Genomic DNA, 20,613 nt, shown 5'->3' with positions numbered 1-20,613 from the left:
TAAACTTCTACTCCTCACTCAAATAAGGATTTAAAATCTCTGCCAATTCATTGAGCCAATAATAATTGTCTTCAAAATTGGTTAGTCCTATTTGGAGGGTTTCGTGTTGTCGCATTACGCCGAGAGCTAAAATGCAATTTACTTGTCTTAAGATTTTAGCCATATCTTCGGGATCTATAATATGGTTAAAAAAATCAATCAGCCTTGTTTCGGCTTCTTTGGAAAGGGTGTTGTTTTTCATAAAGTGAAGAATTTAAGAAAAAACCCTCATACCTTAGCAGTCTTACGCTTCTTCACGGCGTCAAAGTCCTTTCGGAGCTTTACTACATAGCACGAGGGCAAATTTTATGTTGTCTTAATGTGAAGATTTAAGAACTTCAAATGTAAGAAAACTATTTTAAAAGAAAGATTTTTCTTTCAATTAATATATTACTTTAATCAAATATAAGAAATCTATATTTCAACCGCATTTTTGTCATTTCGAGGAACGAGAAATCTTCGCGAGAAACTCCACAATCTAAATCACCAATCTTTGTCGAGCTACTTGTGGAGATTTCTCGTTCCTCGAAATGACAAACAGAACGTAAAAAAAACGAAACATTTGTCAGGTTTAGCGAAGTCGAAGCCGCACAATCTAAATCGTCAATCTTTGTCGCTATTAGCGTGCGATCCTTCGTTCCTCAGGATGACAAACTGCATGTAAACATTTGTCTGGCAGAGCGAAGTCGAAGCCCCGCAATCTAAATCGACAATCTTTGTCGAAATACGCGTGTGATCCTTCGTTCCTCAGGATGACAAACTGCATGTAAACATTTGTCAGGCTGAGCAAAGTCGAAGCCCCGTAATCTAAATCGCTAATCTTTGTCGAGCTACTTGCGGAGATTTGCTTCGCCTATTCGCTATCGCTCGGGTCTCCTTACGTCGAAATGACAAACTGTACGGATTGACACAATCTTGTCATTTCGACCGAAGGGAGAAATCTTCGCGAGAAACTCCACAATCTAAATCGACAATCTTTGTCGAGCTACTTGTGGAGATTTGCTTTGCCTATTCGCTATCGCTCGGGTCTCCCTTCGGTCGAAATGACAAACTACTTTAAAAATACCTTAAAAATCTTCAATCAGTTACATGTTACTGTAGGGTTCAAAAAATAAATGTTATTTTTGATAATCTTTTCAAAAGCACTTTATCAGATTATTGGATTTAAGCATTTCGGCTTTTACCCAAACAGCAACACTTAACATAGCATCTATGAATGTTTTACTCATTGAAGATGATAAACGCATCAGCGAATTTATTATAAAAGGTTTAGAAGAAAACAATTTTACTGTGCATTTGGCCGAAACAGGCGAAATGGCGCGCGACCTCGTACAAGAAAATACTTGGGATATTATTTTGATGGATATCATGCTTCCGGGAATTGACGGTATTCAGCTGACAAAATTAATGCGTTTTAAAAAGATTCATACGCCTATTTTAATGCTCAGCGCATTGAGCAATACCGATGATAAAGTTACCGCACTAGATTCTGGTGCCGATGATTATCTTGTAAAACCTTTTCATTTTAAAGAACTGATTTCGAGAGTGAATGCACTTACTCGAAGAACAAAATTTAATTACAACGAACCCGAAACTTTATACACTTGCGGAACTTTAACCATCAATCCAGACGAACATAAAGTCACAGAAAATAACGAATTGATCGATCTTTCGCCAAGAGAATATAAACTGCTTTTGTATTTATTAGAAAACAGAAATAAAGTCATGTCGCGAACTCAGATTCTAACTGCGGTTTGGGGAATTAATTACGACAATAATACCAATGTGGTCGATGTGTATATTTCGTATTTAAGAAACAAAATAGAACACAATCATAAGTTCATTCACACCATAAAAGGAATTGGTTATATGCTAAAAGAATAATTTATGAAAATCCGTAATCGCTTTACTTTAATTTCTTCTTTGACATTCAGCGTTGTGTTTGTCATTGCTTCGATGATCACCTATTTTTCTTTTTACAGTTATTCTGAAAAAATAGTTTATAACGAATTGCAAAAAACCTGTCTTCTTACAGGAATTTTCTATTTAGAGAAAGACGAACTTCCAAAAAATCAGCATTTAATTATTGGACAGCAGTTTAAAGAAAATTCACTAGAAATAGTTTCACGCGTTTACAACGAGAAAAACCAAATTGTATACGGCGATAAAACTTCGGATCACAATATAAATTCAAAACGATTAGATTACATTAGAAAAAACAGGAAACTAAGTTTTAAGTCCAAACATCATTTTTACTTCGGAACTTACTATCATGACAATCAAGGAGATTTTGTAGTTTTCGTCAAAAAAAACGATACCGATTTCAAAACCATGACAGATAGATTATTAATCATTATGATTTTGGTTTTAATTTCGGGATTAGTCAGCATTTATTTGGTCAGCCGATTGCTTTCTAATTTGGCTTATACTCCAATCAAAAACATTATCAATCAAGTTAATGAGATTCAGGCTTCTTCTTTAGACAAACAAATTGTTTCGTCTAATACCAAAGATGATATTCAGGAATTGATAGAAACGTACAACAATCTGCTGAAACGTCTTTCGGATACTTTTATCATTCAGAAAAACTTCATTAATTATGTTTCACACGAATTCAAAACGCCTTTAACCGCCATTTCTGGAAACCTTGAAGTTTTTGCCCAAAAAGACAGAACCAGTGCCGAATACAAAGAAATGTCTCAGAAAGTATTAGAAAACGTCTATCAAATAGAAGACACAATGAATACTTTGATGATGCTTTCGGGTCTTCGTGATAATATGGAACTTAACGAAATTTTCAGAGTCGACGAATTGGTTTGGGACATCAACGATCAATTGTCTGCCACTTATCATTTAAAAGGGCAAATTCAAATTGCATTAGAAGTATTGAATGATAAACTGCTTTCTATACAAGGAAATTCTAACGAAATTAAAATTGCATTGTTTAATATCATCGAAAATGCTGTTAAATATTCCGAAGGAAATCCGATAAAAATCAGTTTGTTAGAACAAAATCAGCGACTAAAAATTATCATTGAAGATCAAGGAAAAGGCATTAGCGAAGAAGATCTTCAATTTATCAAACAAACCTTCTACAGAGGTAAAAATGTAAGCGATATAAAAGGAAGCGGAATTGGTTTGACATTAGCCAATGTAATCTTCAAACAAAATAATATTGAGTTTACAATTACTTCTAAAAAAACGTTTGGAACCACCGTAACACTGATTTTCCCGAAACTCTAATCGTTTTCTAATCTAACTCTTACTGGTTTCTAACAGACATCAAATTAGGGCTTAATACGTAGCAAATAGCTTTGCATCTTATTAAATCTACTCAATTTGAAACGTATATTTTTAACCTTGTTTTTAATTGTATCACTCAAAAGTATGGCACAAATTGGAGCCATCAGCGATACAATTGTTCTTTCTAGAAATCAGGCCGAAGCCATATTTCTGGAAAAGAACATTTCTCTTATTTCCGAAAAACTGAATATCGACATTGCTGAGGCGCAAGTTATTCAGGCAAAATTGTGGCCAAATCCGACATTGACCGTTGGAGAAATTAATCTTTGGAGCAATGCTACTGCTCAACAATTGCCCGTTCTATGGGGAAACTACGGAAAAACGCGACAAGTCAATGCCGAACTTGAGCAATTGGTTCAGACTGCGGGAAAACGAAAAAAAATGATCGCCATGGAAAAAGTGGGTGTAGATATTGCCAAAGAATATTTCAAAACTTTTTTACGAAATCTCAAAATCGAGTTTAGAAGCAATCTTACCGAACTGCAATACACGCAAGCTCAGGAAGCTATTTATAAAAAACAGCTTTCGTCAATGCAAACCTTGATTAAAGCATATGGCAATCAGGTCGCACAAGGTAATATTGGCAAGGCCGAATACATTAGGTTAAAAGCATCTGAACTTCAATTTCTAAAGGAAATAAGCGATTTACAGAAAGACAACAATTCATTACAAAAAGAACTTAAAGTTTTAATGAATCTTCCTCCTGCAAGTTTCATCAAATTGACTGACGAAGGTTTTGTTCCTGCAAATAAAAATATAGACGATATCAATATAGGAAATCTAATGACCTCGGCAGTAGAAAATCGTCCCGATATGAAAGTTCTTAAACTCGGAAATGACTATAACGACATTAAATATAAATATGAAAAAGCCATGCGAACTCCCGATGTTACACTTGGCGTGAGTTATGACCGTGGTGCGAGTTTAATGAACGATTTTGTTGGTCTTGGCTTCTCTGTTGATCTTCCTTTTTTTAATAGAAATAAAGGAAACATAAAAGTCGCAAAACTGACTGTTGAGCAAGGCAAATTGGCTACTGAAGAAAAGACATTAACCGTACAATCAGAAGTTTTACAAGCTTATCAGGATTTGTTAGTTACTAAAAAACTGTACGATAATGTTGATGCCAGTTACGAAGGTGATTTGGACAAACTATTAGAAGCTTATCGAAAAAATTTCATGCAAAAAAATACCAGCATGCTCGAATATCTTGATTTTGTTGATGCGTATCTAGACAACAAAACCATTTTACTAAACTCTAAAAAAGATCTCAACAACAATCTTGAAGAATTACGCTATATCGCGGGTGAAGAAATCAATTAAACCGAATTATCTAAAAAATAATAACATAATGAAGAAATATATTTTACTCCCGATGCTTGGGTTATTGCTCGTTTACGGATGCGGCAAAAAAGAAGAAGTTAAAGAGACAACTGCAGACAAATTTTGTATTGATAAAGAATTAAAAGAAAAAATTACTATAGAACCAATTCAAAAACGTGCTGTAAGTGAATCTATTAATCTTACCGGAAATATTACTTATAACGGCGATCATGTGGTTCAGTTTAACAGTCTTGTGGAAGGAATTATAACTAAAACCAATTTCTCATTGGGCGATTATGTCAAAAAAGGACAGGTTTTAGCCGAGATAAAAAGTACAGAACTAAACAGCATGCAATCTGAAAGCCGATCGTTGCAATCTCAGATCGCAGTAGCGCAACGCAATTTGCAATCGGTTAAATCGATGTACGATGACGGAATCTCTTCTCAAAAAGATTTGATGCAAGCACAAAGCGAATTGGATGTTTTAAAATCGTCTTTAGAAAATGTAAAAGCAAACCTTGCCATGTTTAGTGCCAGCAGCGAAAGATCTGTTTTTCAAATCAAAGCGCCAACTGAAGGATATATTGTAGACAAAAACATTAGTCCAGGAATGCAAGTAACAGATGGCAGCAATTCGCTTTTTACAATATCAGATTTAAAAGAAATCTGGGTCTTGGTAAATGTATATACCAGTAATTTAAAAAACGTAACTGAAAACATGCCAGTCGATGTTACAACTACGGCTTATCCTGGAGAAGTTTTTAAAGGAAAAATAAAAATGATGTCTAAAGTTTTTGATGAAGATGAACATGTTTTAAAAGCCAGAGTGGTACTTGAAAATGCAAACCTAAAATTAAAACCAGGTATGACAGCAGATATTCTTATCGATAAAAGTACAGGCGGAGAAGCCTTAGTTGCCGTTCCTGCAAAAGCGGCCATTTTTGACAACAATCGCGATTACATCCTAATCTACAAAAACGATTGTACAATAGAAACCAGAGAAATCAATCCAGTTATTAAAAATAACAATTGGCTTTATTTTGACAAAGATGTAAAAGAAGGCGAAATGGTAATTACCAAAAATCAGCTTTTAATTCATGAAAGATTAAAAAACTAAGTATTTCTAAAAAAGGACAAACACCCTACAAAACATGAAAAAATTTGTACAAGGTTTAGTGGCTTTTTCATTAAAAAACTCCCTTATAGTTTTTTTTCTGACAGTCATATTATTAGCCGCCGGAATAGTAAGTTATATTCACACACCCATAGAAGCATTTCCCGATGTAACCAATACGAGAGCCAGAATCATTACGCAATGGCCGGGAAGAAGTGCCGAAGAAGTAGAGAAATTCATCACACTTCCGATATCGAAACAAATGAACACGATTCCAAAAAAATCGGAAGTACGTTCTATTTCGCTTTTCGGATTATCAGTGGTAACTGTTTTATTTGATGATGGAGTCGAAGATTTTTACGCACAACAATATGCCTCAAACCGTCTTAACGGATTAGATCTTCCAGAAGGTGCCGATGTCGAAATCGATCCGCCATCTGGAGCGACAGGGGAGATTTTTAGATATGTCATTAAAAGTGACTTGCCTATTAAGGAAATCAAAGCCATTCAAGATTGGATTATCGAAAGAGAATTAATCTCTGTTCCTGGCGTTGCCGATGTGGTAAGTTTTGGTGGAGAAGAAAAAATGTTCGAAATCAAAATCAATCCAACACAATTAGAAAATTACAATTTATCGGCTTTAGATGTTTATGAAGCTGTTTCAAAAAGCAACATCAATGTTGGTGGAGATGTAATCAAACGAGGCGATCAGGCTTACGTTGTACGAGGCGTTGGCTTAATCAATAAGATTGAAGATATAGGCAATATTTTAATTGAAACTAAAGGTTCAGCGCCAATATTGGTAAAAAACGTAGCCGAAGTTTCTGTCTCAGCAAAACCAAGATTAGGACAAGTAGGTTTAGATGGCAATGATGATGTTGTAGAAGGAATTGTGGTAATGTTACGTGGAGAAAATCCGGGTGAAGTAATCAAGAAACTTAAAGTACGTTTGGACGAACTTAATGAAAGAGTTTTACCTAAAAATGTAAAAATAGTTCCGTTTATTGATCGTACTGAATTGGTAAATACTACGGTAAAAACCGTTACAAAAAACCTTACCGAAGGGATATTATTAGTTTCCTTAATTGTGTTTATTTTCCTTTACAACTGGAGAACTTCTTTGATTGTAGCCTCGGTAATTCCGCTTTCGTTCTTGTTTGCTATTATAATGCTTCGAATTCAGGGATTGCCTGCCAATTTAATTTCGATGGGAGCTTTAGATTTCGGGCTTTTGCTCGAAGGAACACTCGTTATTGTAGAACAAGTTTTTGTTTCGCTCGAAAAGAAAGCCCATCAAGTAGGCATGGAACGCTTTAACAATATGAGTAAAATGGGACTAATCAAGAAAAGCGTGGGTAGTGTTGCTACTTATATTTTCTTCGCTTTAATCATTTTAATTATTGCTCTAATGCCAATTTTCTCTTTTACAAAAGTAGAAGGAAAAATGTTCTCTCCCCTAGCCTTTACACTAGGTTATGCGCTGTTAGGTTCGCTAATTTTGTCCCTAACCTATGTGCCTGCAATGTGTAAAGTCATGCTGACAAAAAATATTGTAGAGAAAGAAAATATGATTTCGCGATTCTTTAGAGAGAATCTTTACAAACTCTTTAAATGGAGTACAAGACATCGTAAAGTTACTATTTATTCGTTCTTAGCTTTATTAACTATTTGTGCAGTACGATTTGCATTTTATGGTTCAGAATTTATTCCGAAGCTAAATGAAGGTGCAATTTATGTGAGAGCCACTTTGCCAAATAGCATTAATCTTGACGAATCGGTTCGATTAACTCAGGAAATGAAAGCCAAAATAAGGAAATTTGAAGAGGTTAAATTTGTCCTTTCGCAAACTGGAAGACCAAATGACGGAACAGATCCAACTGGGTTTTTCAATATTGAATTTCATATCGAATTAAAACATAAGGACGAATGGAAACACGATATCAGTAAAGATGAATTAATTGCCGAAATTAAAAAAATACTCGATGTATATCCTGGAATTGCATTTGGTTTTAGCCAGCCCATTCAGGATAATGTCGAAGAATATGTCGCTGGTGTAAAAAGTCCGCTTGCGATAAAGATTTTTGGTAATGACCTTTTTGAATTGGAAGAAATGGTCGCTAAAGTTGCAAATTCCATCAAAGACGTAAAAGGAATTGATGATATTAATGTGTATAAAAACATTGGTTTACCAGAATTAAGAATTCAGTTAGACGATGAAAAAATGGCGCGTTATGCTGTTACAACTGCCGATGCTCAAGCTGTAATTCGAATGACAATTGGAGGTCAAGCCGCAACCAAATTTTATGATGACGAAAAAATCTTTGACATTACACTACGTTTTGAGAAAGAATATCGTGACTCTAAAGAAAAAATTGAAGGCATTCTAATTCCTACTATGAATGGCAAAAAAGTGCCGTTAAAAGAAATTGCAACCGTAGAATATAAAACGGGTCCAACCTTTATTTATCGTGAAGGAAATAGCCGTTACATTGCCGTAGGATTTAATATACAAGGACGTGACCTAGGAAGTACCATTGAAGAAGCACAGAAAAAAGTAGTCGCCGAAGTAAAACTGCCGAAAGAAAATGTAATAAAATGGGCTGGAGAATTTGAAAGCAAAGAAAGAGCCTCTAAACAATTGGCTATGATTGTTCCTGTTGTTTTGGTTTTGATTTTATGTCTATTGTATTTCAACTTTGGTAATTTCAAGGACACTATGATTGCCGTAACAGCGATGCCTTATGCTTTTATTGGCGGATTCTTATCCCTTTGGGTAACAGGAACCGTTTTTGGAATCTCGGCTGGAATTGGATTTATCATTTTATTTGGAGTCAGCGCGATTGACAGTATTGTCCTCATTGGAATGATTCGAGAAAACATGCGCGCTGGAATGCATTTAAAAGACGCCATTTCTCATGGAATTTACAGTCGTATACGTCCAATTGTCATGATTGCCTTAATGGGATCTCTAGGATTGTTACCAGCAGCTTTATCAACAGGAATGGGGTCTGAAGTTCAAAAACCTCTTGCCATTATGATTGTGGGCGGATTAATAACCTGTATGATTCTTTCTTTAACGGTTTTACCACAAGTTTTTTATCTGGTTTATCGTAAAAAAGATACAAATACAGAATCGTAATCTTGCTTATTTATAAATTTACGAAAAGCACCTTTAAACAATAAGTATAAAGGTGCTTTTTCTAATATATCAAATTGGAAAAATACCTTATAACGATATATAATTTTTTTTTATCAACTACTGTGATAAAGAAACCAAAGAAAGCGATTAAAAACAAAATAACTTTCGTTTGACTTTATGTTTAATCGTTGCCACTACACACATTCTTAGAATGTCGCATTTAAAAATTTTGATTTGGTTTTAAAATGCGGAATTACAATTTACTTTAAGACAGCACTTCTTTAGTCGCTGTCCTTTTTTATTTAGCTTTTAAAAAACTTTTTTTTTATTCAAGGCTTTTGTACTTAGAAAAAAGCTTATTTTAATATAAAAAAAACTTTTAGGGGTAATATTAATAAAACACACGATTTTAAATTTACTGCTTCAAAGACAAATCAAATACCACATCTTATGCCACTAACAAAAAAAATTATCGAATTACTGTCCAAAAAATTCAATACCAATATTACTATTTTGGGCGATTATGAAAAAAGCAACAATACTTCAATTCTTGACAATGACAATGGGACAATCTTAGTTGTCTCAAATCGTGACCAGTTTTATTTCAAAGATCTGCATCGTAATCTCTGGCTCTCCGTTCTAGATCCCTTTCACATAGATGGAAAACAGTATTATCCTCAACTTGGAGATTCCTATACACTCAATCATGGAGTACAATATAGCTTTGCAACAAAAGAGGCAATTGTGGAAATGGCTTCTAATTATTTTGCAAAACATGCTGATTGATGCTATTCAGTAAGAAAACAATTTCTTTAAATACATAACAACTTTGCAAAATCTTATCGAACTTAGCGCTAAAAATCAAAAGCAAATGATTGAAATAAAGACGTTTGAACAAGCAGAAGATTTAAAGCATCCTAGACGTGTATTAAAATATGTCCTTCTTTTTTGTACATCTGGCGAAATAACGCTTTCGGTAGATGAAAACGAATATGTAATCACCAAAAATTCGGTCTTAACGATAACGTCTGGTCAAATTCATTTTATAAAAAACAGCAACAACGCAACCGGATTTGTTCTCGAATTTACCTATGATTTTTTCTGTAAAAATGATAATGATATCGAACTCATTTTTCATAATAGTTTGTTCTGTCATTTTGCAATGAATGAAGTGATAAAAGTAGATGACGACAAATTGGTGGTCGATGCTTTACAGCTTATTCAACAGGAAATTGCCCAAAAACCGTATCAATACCTCATCTCTATTCACTCTAGAATTCAATTGATTTTAATCGAAATCAATCGTTCTAAAATAAAATTGGGAGAAGAAATCTACAAACCAGACGCTTTGTTTCTTCATTTTTTAGAAGCTATTCGAGGGAATTTTGATAAAAATCTTTCGGTAAATGAAATTGCCAATTTAATCGGCACCACCGAAGCCAAATTAAACGAACTCTCTAAACTACATTGCAATAAAACAGCTCAAAATATCATTTTTGGATTAGTTATTTCTGAAGCAAAACGTTTGTTTACTTATGAGAAATTATCGGTAAAAGAAACCGCTTATGCTTTAGGTTTTAATGATCCTTTCTATTTTTCAAACTTCTTTAAAAAACACACCAATATTTCTCCGAAATCTTATAAGGAGAAAGTTGTTCAGCTGTAACGATTATTTTGTTGAACGCAGAAAATTGCTCGCAAAGTCGCAAAATTTTTTCTCATTTTATGCCATTTCGACGAAGGAGAAATCTTCGTCGAAATGACAAATAGTACGTTATATTAGTCAAAAGATTTTTTAGCTTCAAGCATAATTACATGTTTTTTCCAAGATTCTCTATTCTTTAAAAAGCACCACTGCTTGATCTTTGTATCTGATTAATTACTAATAAAATAGTTTATGAAAAGATATCAGAATTATGCCATTTTGCTTTTACGAATCGCAATGGCAATTGGATTTTTATCTACCGTTTCGAGTCGGTTGGGTTTGCTTGGGAAACAATCTTCAGGCTGGGGAAATTTTCTGGCTTACGCCGAACAAGTAAATTCTTTTTTACCTCAAAGTTTCATTCCGTCAATTGCAATTGCAAGCACTTTTCTGGAAACTTTATTTGCTACTTTATTACTTATTGGATATCAGACCAGAAAAGCTGCTCTCGGCGCTTCTATCTTAACTTTTCTATTTGCGATGGCAATGACTTATTCTTTCGGAATAAAAGATCCTCTTGATTATTCTGTATTTGTCTTTTCTATGGGTGCTTTTCTCTTAGCAACTGCCGACAAATACCGATGGAGTTTGGATGAATATCTTTTGAAAAATTAACTAATATAAATTGGAATACATATGGAAACTAAAATCACAAAAAGCAATGAATTAGAGTGGAAACCTCTTCAAGAAGAAGGTGTAAAAACAGACGGAATTTATGTTAAAGTATTACGCTTTGATGCTGCTACTAACCGTCCACCTACTTTTCTTTTAAAATTTGAGCCCGGCGCGTCGTACCCAAATCATGTACATCCAGCGGGTGAAGAAATTTATGTTCTGGAAGGCGAAGTACGCTCTGGAAAAGACGAACTAAAAGCAGGCGATTATTTATACATGCCTCCAGGAAGCACGCATTCTGTATTTTCTAGAACTGGCTGTACGCTTTTGTTTATGATTCCTGAAGAAGTTGTTGTATTGAAATAAATAAAATATTCGGCAGTCTCTTGTAAGAGCTACACAAATGTCTCTGACTTTACACAGCTCTTACAAAACATTTTTACCTCAAATCCTTTTTAATGACCAAATATTTCAAATCTGTTTTCCCTGCATTACTAATTCCGTGCTCAGCATTTGGCGGACAATAGAAACTTGTATTTGGACCGGCTGTAACGGTTTTTCCGTCAAGGAAGAATTCGGCGGTTCCTTCTAAAATATAGAAAAATTCTTCTTCAGGATGATGATGTGGCGCGTGTGTCGATTTTCCAGGTTCGACAATGCTCATTTTTAAAGTGTTTTCTTGAGTGAAATCTTTATTGGCAAACCAATATTGGTATCCGACTTTTGTTTTGGTAGCTTTTTCTAACTCAAAGTGATTGACACAATTTTCTATTGTGTATTGTGGCGATGCTGTTTCTTTTTTGGCTTCCTGAGAAAAGGTTTGCTGGAAAAATAAAACTGCAATTGTAGTTTTTAAGATAGTTAGCGTTTTCATTTTTTTTGTTGTAATGTTACGAAAAAATGCTTTTGATAAATTGAGATTAAAATAAAATTCTAATTTCATTGCATTTAATATCAAAAATAAAAATTACTTTTAAAAACGCTTCAAAAGCAACTTTTATACCTATTTATGATGAACCTATTCCAACTTAAAATAAAATCATACTTTTTATTTCTTATTACTTTAACTTTTACAAATTTCATATCCGCTCAGACATCAAAAGAAAAAAGCCAATCCATAATAGCAAAAGGTGCAGTTCTCACAAAACTATCAAGTCAATTCAGTTTTACAGAAGGACCTGCAGCTGATAAAAAAGGAAATATTTATTTTACAGATCAGCCTAATAATAGAATTATGAAATGGTCGGTTAAGGGCAAGCTTTCTGTTTTTATGGAAAATGCTGGAAGAGCTAACGGCTTGTATTTTGATCACGCAGGCAATCTTTTGGCTTGCGCCGATGAAAAAAATGAACTTTGGAAAATAGACAAAAACAAAAATCATACTGTATTACTAAACAACTTTGAAGGAAGAAGGCTGAATGGTCCTAATGATCTTTGGGTTGATCCAAAAGGCGGCATCTATTTTACAGACCCTTTTTACCAAAGAGATTACTGGACACATACCTCCAAAGAAATAGAGAAAGAATGCGTTTACTATTTATCTCCAGATAAATCCAAAATTATCAACGTTGAGAATGATCTTGTAAAGCCAAATGGCATTATTGGAACTTCGGATGGAAAAACCGTATTCGTTGCGGATATAGCAGGTAATAAAACATACTCTTATACAATCGAAAATAATGGTAGTTTAGATAAAAAAACGCTGTTTACTGAATCAGGTTCAGATGGAATGACAATAGACGAGTCGGGAAATATTTACTTATGCGGAAAAGGAGTTACCATATTCAATCCGAAAGGAGAAAAAATAGCTCATATTGATGTTCCTGAATCTTGGACAGCTAATGTTTGTTTTGGAGGAAAAAAATTTAAAACATTATTTATTACTGCTGGTAAAAGTGTTTATACGATAGAAATGAACGTTCGCGGAATGAAATAATCGATAAATCATCGATTTTATTATCGATTTTATTATCGATTTTTCACAATCTTATCATTTCGAGGAACGAGACCCGAGCGATAGCGAATAGGCGAAGCAAATCTTCACAAGTAGCTCGACAAAGATTATCGATTTAGATTGTGGAGTTTCTTGTGAAGATTTGCTTCGCCTATTCGCTATCGCTCGGGTCTCGTTCCTCGAAATGACAAACTTTGTGGTAAACTTTGACAAAGTTCTAATGAAAAAATTTATGTTCTCTCCTAGCCCCGATCGAAATGGCATCTTTTTGTGGTGGGGTTCACCACAAAAAATATAATGTAGAGCGGGACAAAACGTTCTTCAAAACGAAAAATGTCCTGCTTCTAAAAAATACTAAAAGCGAAAACCTCAATAAATTCAAGGCTTCCAAATCCATCTATGGAACAATAAGAAAATATTATGACAAAAATATTTTGAAATTCGAAAATCTGCCATACATTTGCCTAACAGTGTTAAACGATTTAATACTTGAATACAATGGCTAGCAAAGATCGAATTTTAAGACAAAAAGAAGAGACAAGGAACAATATCCTTGGCGCTGCTTATGATATCGTAAAAGAAGAAGGCTGGAATGGTTTGAGTATGCGTAAAATTGCCGACAGAATCGAATATACTGCTCCTATTATTTATGAATATTTCTCGAATAAAGAAGCAATTTTAGAAGAACTAACCGGCAAAGGTTTTGTCAAATTGACTAAAGAATTGCAAGTTGCAATAGATAAGTTTGAAAAACCCGAAGATCAATTAGAAGCCATGTGGATGACTTACTGGGACTTCGCTTTTACTAATACTGAAATGTATCAGTTAATGTTTGGTGTTCAAATGACGTGCTGTGCACAGCGATGTTCGGCTCAAGAAGGACCTTACAAATTATTTACTCAAGTGATTGCTGAAGTAATGAAAGACAGCAATCCGAGTCAAGATATCATAAAACAAAAGTACTTCACTTTCTTTTCTGTTATTCATGGCTTAATCGCCATTAACATCATTAACAAAAGTGATATTTTAGAAACAATTAATGCCCAAATTTTGAAAGATGCCATTGGTGGTATCATCAAATCAATACAATAATATTTTTTTCAATTTTTACTTAACGGTGTAAAATGATTTAATCGGATAATATAAAATCCTTTTTTTTATAACCTTCACTTAACACTGTTAGAAAATTTAATCAAGGTAATAAAACTCTTTTTTTAGACTTTTACTTAACAACGTTAGATAATTTAATGCCGATTTAAGAACACAGTTGAAAATCATTAAAGTATGGAAATTTGCGCTCATTTACTTAACAATGTTAGATAATTTAATTCAATTAAATATGAATCCCGAGAATTCCAGAATTCCAAAATTTTTTACCCGAGAAAATGTTCAACCAATTAAAACCACAATGAAAATGAAAAATGTAATTATAACCAGTTTTATTTTGGCATTAGTTTTAAGCGACTAGTGCCGATAAAAATCAGGCTCCTACTGCTCCACCTCCGCCGGTTTTACCAGTGTTGGCTATAACTAGTGCAAACACAATCACTGACTCTGAATATCCTGCTTCTATACAAGGAACTGTTGATGTTGAAATACGCCCACAAGTAAGCGGAAACCTTGACAGAATTTTTGTTGATGAAGGTGCTTACGTAAATAAAGGCCAAACGTTATTTAAAATCAATGAGCGTCCGTTTCGTGAGCAGTTAAACAACGCTTTGGCAAGTCTTCATGCAGCTGAAGCGGCTTTAATCAACGCCAACTTAGAAGTTGATAAATTGACTCCACTTGTTCAGAACAAAGTAGTTTCTGATTATCAGTTAAAAACAGCCAAAGCCTCTCAAAAAATTGTCGCTGCTAATATCGAGCAAGCAAAAGCAATGGTAGGTTCTGCTAAAATTAATTTAGGATACACAAATGTTACAGCTCCTGTTAGTGGTTACATTGGAAGATTGCCTAAAAAACAAGGAAGTTTAGTTTCTGCAACTGATGTTGAAGCCCTTACTACTTTATCTGATGTTCATGAAGTATTTGCTTATTTCTCTTTAGGTGAAACTGACTTCATCAACTTTAAAGAGCAATATGCTGGAAGTTCATTAGGTGATAAAATTAAAAAATTACCTCCTGTTACTTTGATTTTGGCTGATAATAGTGCTTATCCAAAAACAGGAAAAATCGATATGGTTGACGGTCAGTTTGATAAAACTACAGGCGCCATCACGATTAGAGCGACTTTCCCAAATGCTAACGGAATTTTACGTTCTGGAAACACAGGAAGAATCCGTTTAGGATTGAACCACAATGATGCGATTTTGGTTCCGCAAGCGGCTACTGTTGAAATGCAAGACAAAGTATTTGTTTTCACAGTTGGAAAAGATAACAAAGTAACCAAAATGCCAATTACCGTTGTAGGGAAAAGTGGTGCAAATTACTTAATTAAAGACGGTGTAAAATCTGGTGACCAAATCGTGTTGAGCGGTATTGACAAACTTCAGGACGGACAAGCGATTCAGCCTGAAAAATCAACTAAAGTTGCCGAAGTAACTAACAAAAAATAATTATAAAATCAAATGTTCAAAATATTTATACAAAGACCAGTACTTGCAACTGTTATCTCCATTTTATTGGTGATTCTGGGTGTACTTGGTTTAACTAAACTGCCTTTACAACAGTTTCCTGATATTGCGCCTCCATCAGTTTTGGTAACGGCGGTATATCCTGGAGCTAACGCAGAAACGGTTTTACGTTCTGTGGCACCTTCTCTAGAAGAGTCTATAAATGGTGTAGAAAACATGACTTATATGAGTTCTACTGCCAGTAACGATGGTACTTTGGCTATTACTGTTTTCTTTAAATTAGGAACAAACGCCGATCAAGTCGCAGTAAACGTACAAAACCGTGTCGCGCAGGCAACAAGCCAGCTTCCTGCAGAGGTTGTTCAGCAGGGTATTATTACAGCTAAACAGCAAAACAGTTTCATCATGGCAATTGGTATGTATACCGAAGATGAAGCTAAATATGATCAAACTTTTATTGCTAATTACGCTCAGATTAATATTATTCCCGAGTTGAAACGTATTCCGGGTGTAGGTTCTGCAAGTATTTTTGGTGGTGTAAAAGACTATTCTATGCGTGTCTGGTTAAATCCAACACAGATGTCTACTTACAAAGTAACGCCAAGCGAAGTTATGGTCTGCGATTCAGGACAAAAGTTTGGAAGCTGCACCAGGAAAATTTGGAGAAAGAAGTACGGAAGTTTTTGAATACGTAATTAAATACAAAGGAAAACTAACCAAACCTGAGGATTACCAAAATATTGCCATTCGTTCTAATCCTGATGGTTCTGTTCTTCGTTTAAAAGACGTTGCCAGAGTAGAGTTAGGTGCCTACTCTTACACCAGTTTAACACGTTTAAATGGTAAAAAAGGAATCGTAATTGGGGTTATTCAGTTAGCTGGATCAAATTCTAATGATATTCAGATTGCCATTAATAAAATGATGGAAAAAGCTTCTAAAGATTTTCCAACAGGCATTAAACACAATATTTTCTATAGTACAAAAGTATCTCTAGACCAATCAATCGAACAGGTTGAACATACCTTAGTTGAAGCTTTCATCTTAGTTTTCATCGTGGTATTTATCTTCCTGCAAGATTTTAGATCAACATTAATTCCGGCTATTGCTGTACCTGTAGCAATTTTAGGAACGTTCTTCTTCATGCAGTTATTCGGATTTTCGATCAACCTTTTAACGCTTTTCGCATTAATTCTGGCGATTGGTATTGTGGTCGATGATGCCATTGTGGTAGTCGAAGCGGTGCATGCGAAAATGGAGCATAAACGTTTGTCTCCAAAAATCGCAACCCATGAAGCAATGCACGAAATAACGGGTGCTATTATCTCGATTACGCTGGTAATGGTCGCTGTATTCCTGCCGGTTGGTTTTATGGAAGGCTCTACAGGAGTTTTCTATCGTCAGTTTGCCTTTACGATGGCAATTGCAATTGTAATTTCGGCTGTTAATGCCTTAACATTGAGTCCTGCTCTTGCGGCATTGTTCTTAAAAGACAATCACGGATCTCACGATCACGATGCACCGTATGAGAAAAAAGGATTTAAAGAAAAGTTCTTTAGCGCTTTCAATAGCAGTTTTGACTCGCTTACGAATCGTTATGTTGGCGGACTTAAATTCTTAATTAGAAGAAAATGGTTGAGTTTAGGAGGTTTGGCTTTAATCACATTAGCAACTGTGCTAATGGTTAAAACAACTCCATCTGGATTTATTCCAACAGAAGACCAAGGATTTATCGCAATCTCAGTAAATACGCCTTCTGGAACATCTCTTGACGGAACTCAAAAAGTAATGACTGAAGCTGAAAATACTTTAAGAGGTTTAGAATCTTCACGATTTGTAACAGCGGTTTCTGGTTTCAACTTATTAACAAATTCAACAAGTCCATCTGCTGCTGTAGTTTTCGTATTGCTAAAACCAAATGAAGATCGTGGTTCTCTTAAAAACATTGACGAAATCATGAATCAGGTTCGCGGTAAATTGGGTGAGATTTCTGGAGGAAGTTTCTTCGTATTCAGTTTCCCAACCGTTCCAGGATTTAGTAACGTTGAAGCTTTAGATTTGGTTCTTCAAGATAAAACTGGAGGAAAACTGGATAAATTCAGTGGTATTTCTCAAAATTTCATCGGCGAATTAATGAAACGTCCTGAAATTGCGGTTGCCTTTACAAGTTTTAAAGCTGATTATCCACAATTACAATTGGATATCAACGACGAAAAAGCGAATCAATTAGGTGTAAACGTAAAAGACATTTTACAGACTATGCAAGCTTATTTCGGTAGCGCGCAGGCATCAGATTTCAACCGATTTGGTAAATATTACCGTGTGGTCGTTCAAGCTGATATTGCCGATAGAGCAGATCCAACTGCAATTGATCGTGTATTCGTAAAAAATAAAACCGGCGAAATGGTGCCAATAAATACTTTAGTAAAACTGACTCGTATTTATGGTTCTGAAACCGCTTCTAGATATAATTTGTTTAACTCAATTTCTATTAATGCTATTCCAAAACCTGGATTTAGTTCTGGAGATGCCATTAAAGCAATTGAAGAGGTAGCAAAACAACAATTGCCTGCAGGTTACGGGTTTGAATTCTCGGGCCAAACGCGTGAAGAGATTTCTTCGGGAGGTCAATCGGCTACAATTTTCTTACTGTGTTTGATATTCATTTATTTCTTACTTGCTGCACAGTATGAGAGTTATATCCTTCCTCTAGCAGTTATTTTATCAATTCCTGCAGGTATTTTTGGAGTATTTGTGGCTATCGGTTTAACAGGAATCGAAAACAACATTTACGTACAAGTTGCACTTGTCATGCTGATTGGACTTCTCGCTAAAAATGCCATTTTGATTGTGGAATTTGCGAGCACAAAGAAGAAGATCTGGACAAGGTTTAATTGCGGCTTCAATTAGTGCGACAAAATTACGTCTGCGACCAATTATTATGACGTCTCTTGCCTTTGTGGTAGGTCTTGTGCCAATGATGAGCGCAAAAGGCCCATCGGCTCAAGGAAATCATTCGATTAGTATTGGAGCAGCGGGCGGAATGCTTTCTGGAGTAATTCTAGGATTATTTATTATCCCAGTATTATTCATTGTGTTCCAGCATTTACAAGAAAAATTCAGCGGAAAACCAATCGCTGTAGTTCACAACGAAGAAAAATAAAATATGGAAAACTATATAACGACAATCCTTGTTGCCATCATATTTGGCATCGGATACATATCATACAGAATCTCGAAAGATCTTGAAACTAGAAAAGATACTTGTACAGAAATCTAATAAAAAGACAATGAAAAATTATATAACCAAAATCGTGACCTTCGCCATTCTGATCACGACAATAATATCCTGTAAAGTCTCAAAGGATATTGAAACTCCTAAAGATGCATTTCCTGAAAATTTCAGGAATGCATCGGTTTCGAGTGATACAACAAGTATTGCCGATATTGAGTGGAAAAACTTCTTTGCAGAAAAAGATATTGTTGAATTGATTGACAGCGCGGTTGCTAGAAATAACGACCTGCTTATTGCAGAGAAAAACATCGAAATTGCGCAATACAGATTTACACAATCTAAATGGGGAAATGTTCCTCAAGTCAATTTATTTGTAAATGCCAATACAAGCAATCCTTCTGACAATAGTTTTACAGGAATGAACTTGAATCAGGCTTTAGGCGCTAAACATATTGATGATTATTCTGCTGGAGCTTCACTTTCTTGGGAAACTGATATTTGGGGAAAGATCAGAAACCAAAAGAAAGGAGCTTACGCAGGATATCTTCAATCTGCAGAAGTAAAAAAAGCATTGCAGACTAATATTGTTGCTAATGTTTCAAGAGGCTATTACAATCTATTGATGCTAGATGCTCAACTAAAAATTGCGCAACAAAACCTAAGATTAAACGACAGTACGACCAATATTATTAAGTTAAAATATGATGCTGGTCAAGTAACCACTTTAGCAATTCAACAGTCTGAAGCACAGAAATTAAACTCAGAACAATTGATTCCGTTATTGGAACAAAATATTGCTATTCAAGAAAATGCTTTAAGTGTTTTAACCGGTTCATTCCCAAATTCAAAACAAAGAACCATTCTTTTAAATTCAATTGAAATTAAAAGCAATCCAGCAATTGGAATTCCGTCTTCATTAGTAAGCAGAAGACCAGACGTAAAAAGTGCTGAATTAGCCCTTAAAGTTGCAAACGCAAATGTCGGTATCACAAAAGCGGATTTATACCCAGCTCTTAGAATTACGGCGCAAGGCGGTTTGAACTCTTTCGAAACGAGCAGCTGGTTCAATATTCCAGCTTCTCTATTCGGAACTGTTGCAGGTGGCATAACTCAACCTATTCTAAACAATAAAAGAGTTAGAACACAATATAATATCGCTGTAGCAGAAAGAGAAAAAGCAGTCTTAAGTTTTAGACAAGCAGTTTTGGTAGCTGTTAGCGAAGTTTCGGATGCTTTGGTAAAAGTGGAAAAATTACAGCAACAAGAAAAGTTCTTAAAAGAAAAAGTAAAAACGTTGCAGCGAGGCAATTAAAAATTCAAACTTGTTATTCCAAAACGGATTAGCAGAATATCTTGAAGTTTTAACTGCGCAAGCAAATCTTTTACAAAGCGAATTAGAATTAGCTGATCTTAAAAGACAGCAACTCACAGCCAATACAGATTTGTACCGCGCTCTAGGCGGAGGCTGGAAATAATACCCGTTACCCGTTAATTATTTATTTTTTGAGATGAAAACGCTGTGAGACCTTTGGGTTTCATGGCGTTTTTTGCTTTTTTAAATTTGCCACGAAGGCACTAAGACACGAAGATTTTTTTAAAGTCTCTCGCAGAT

Annotated in this window: 16 protein-coding genes and 1 pseudogene; 15 read left to right on the top strand and 2 right to left on the bottom strand. The window is 34.9% G+C overall.

All coding sequences use genetic code 11. The features are described from left to right. Positions 1–7: 7 nt before the first annotated feature. A complete protein-coding gene (locus tag P5P87_RS00465) occupies positions 8–241 on the bottom strand; it encodes a hypothetical protein (protein ID WP_119791785.1) in 234 nt (77 codons plus the stop codon). Positions 242–1,251: 1,010 nt separating this feature from the next. Here P5P87_RS00465 and P5P87_RS00460 point away from each other — a divergent pair. The 9 genes from P5P87_RS00460 (at position 1,252) to P5P87_RS00420 (ending at position 11,604) form a co-directional block, all read left to right on the top strand. Beyond that, on the top strand, positions 1,252–1,923 hold the full coding sequence (locus tag P5P87_RS00460; protein WP_207295750.1) for a response regulator transcription factor: 672 nt from the start codon (positions 1,252–1,254) through the stop codon (positions 1,921–1,923). Positions 1,924–1,926: 3 nt separating this feature from the next. After that, positions 1,927–3,282, top strand: coding sequence for a sensor histidine kinase (locus P5P87_RS00455; protein ID WP_278021129.1), 1,356 nt, complete (start codon positions 1,927–1,929; stop codon positions 3,280–3,282). 144 nt (positions 3,283–3,426) lie between these two features. Then, positions 3,427–4,665, top strand: a complete 1,239-nt coding sequence (locus tag P5P87_RS00450) for a TolC family protein (RefSeq protein WP_278021128.1) — start codon at positions 3,427–3,429, stop codon at positions 4,663–4,665. A 28-nt stretch (positions 4,666–4,693) separates the two neighbouring features. Further along, entirely contained in the window at positions 4,694–5,782 is a 1,089-nt protein-coding gene (locus tag P5P87_RS00445) for an efflux RND transporter periplasmic adaptor subunit (RefSeq protein WP_278021127.1), read from the top strand. A gap of 34 nt (positions 5,783–5,816) precedes the next feature. Then, a complete protein-coding gene (locus P5P87_RS00440) occupies positions 5,817–8,918 on the top strand; it encodes an efflux RND transporter permease subunit (protein WP_278021126.1) in 3,102 nt (1,033 codons plus the stop codon). A gap of 450 nt (positions 8,919–9,368) precedes the next feature. Beyond that, complete coding sequence (locus tag P5P87_RS00435) at positions 9,369–9,704, top strand: hypothetical protein (RefSeq protein WP_278021125.1); 336 nt, start codon at positions 9,369–9,371, stop codon at positions 9,702–9,704. A gap of 85 nt (positions 9,705–9,789) precedes the next feature. Beyond that, on the top strand, positions 9,790–10,584 hold the full coding sequence (locus P5P87_RS00430; RefSeq protein ID WP_278021124.1) for a helix-turn-helix domain-containing protein: 795 nt from the start codon (positions 9,790–9,792) through the stop codon (positions 10,582–10,584). A gap of 231 nt (positions 10,585–10,815) precedes the next feature. Beyond that, positions 10,816–11,238 (top strand): DoxX family protein, encoded by a 423-nt coding sequence (locus P5P87_RS00425; RefSeq protein ID WP_278021123.1) that lies wholly within the window; start codon positions 10,816–10,818, stop codon positions 11,236–11,238. A 21-nt stretch (positions 11,239–11,259) separates the two neighbouring features. Continuing rightward, entirely contained in the window at positions 11,260–11,604 is a 345-nt protein-coding gene (locus P5P87_RS00420) for a dimethylsulfonioproprionate lyase family protein (protein WP_278021122.1), read from the top strand. Between the two features lie 73 nt (positions 11,605–11,677). Here P5P87_RS00420 and P5P87_RS00415 read toward each other — a convergent pair whose 3' ends face one another. After that, positions 11,678–12,112, bottom strand: a complete 435-nt coding sequence (locus P5P87_RS00415; RefSeq protein ID WP_278021121.1) for a cupin domain-containing protein — start codon at positions 12,110–12,112, stop codon at positions 11,678–11,680. Between the two features lie 135 nt (positions 12,113–12,247). Between P5P87_RS00415 and P5P87_RS00410 the strand changes: the two genes are divergently transcribed. From P5P87_RS00410 to P5P87_RS00385, 6 genes and pseudogenes are all read left to right on the top strand, one after another. Beyond that, on the top strand, positions 12,248–13,174 hold the full coding sequence (locus P5P87_RS00410) for an SMP-30/gluconolactonase/LRE family protein (protein ID WP_278021120.1): 927 nt from the start codon (positions 12,248–12,250) through the stop codon (positions 13,172–13,174). Positions 13,175–13,690: 516 nt separating this feature from the next. After that, on the top strand, positions 13,691–14,284 hold the full coding sequence (locus P5P87_RS00405) for a TetR/AcrR family transcriptional regulator (protein WP_278021119.1): 594 nt from the start codon (positions 13,691–13,693) through the stop codon (positions 14,282–14,284). A 425-nt stretch (positions 14,285–14,709) separates the two neighbouring features. Continuing rightward, positions 14,710–15,750 (top strand): efflux RND transporter periplasmic adaptor subunit, encoded by a 1,041-nt coding sequence (locus P5P87_RS00400; RefSeq protein WP_479724221.1) that lies wholly within the window; start codon positions 14,710–14,712, stop codon positions 15,748–15,750. A gap of 12 nt (positions 15,751–15,762) precedes the next feature. After that, a pseudogene (locus P5P87_RS00395) lies at positions 15,763–18,929 on the top strand (efflux RND transporter permease subunit). 127 nt (positions 18,930–19,056) lie between these two features. After that, a complete protein-coding gene (locus tag P5P87_RS00390; RefSeq protein ID WP_278021118.1) occupies positions 19,057–20,313 on the top strand; it encodes a TolC family protein in 1,257 nt (418 codons plus the stop codon). A 10-nt stretch (positions 20,314–20,323) separates the two neighbouring features. Beyond that, a complete protein-coding gene (locus tag P5P87_RS00385) occupies positions 20,324–20,476 on the top strand; it encodes a TolC family protein (RefSeq protein ID WP_278021117.1) in 153 nt (50 codons plus the stop codon). The last annotated feature ends 137 nt before the right edge of the window (positions 20,477–20,613 follow it).

Origin of the sequence: Flavobacterium ginsengisoli, assembly GCF_029625315.1 — a bacterium.
Classification (GTDB): Bacteria; Bacteroidota; Bacteroidia; order Flavobacteriales; family Flavobacteriaceae; genus Flavobacterium; species Flavobacterium ginsengisoli.
The sequence above is the reverse complement of the archived record's forward strand: the minus strand, read 5'-3'. Positions and strand labels throughout refer to the sequence as shown.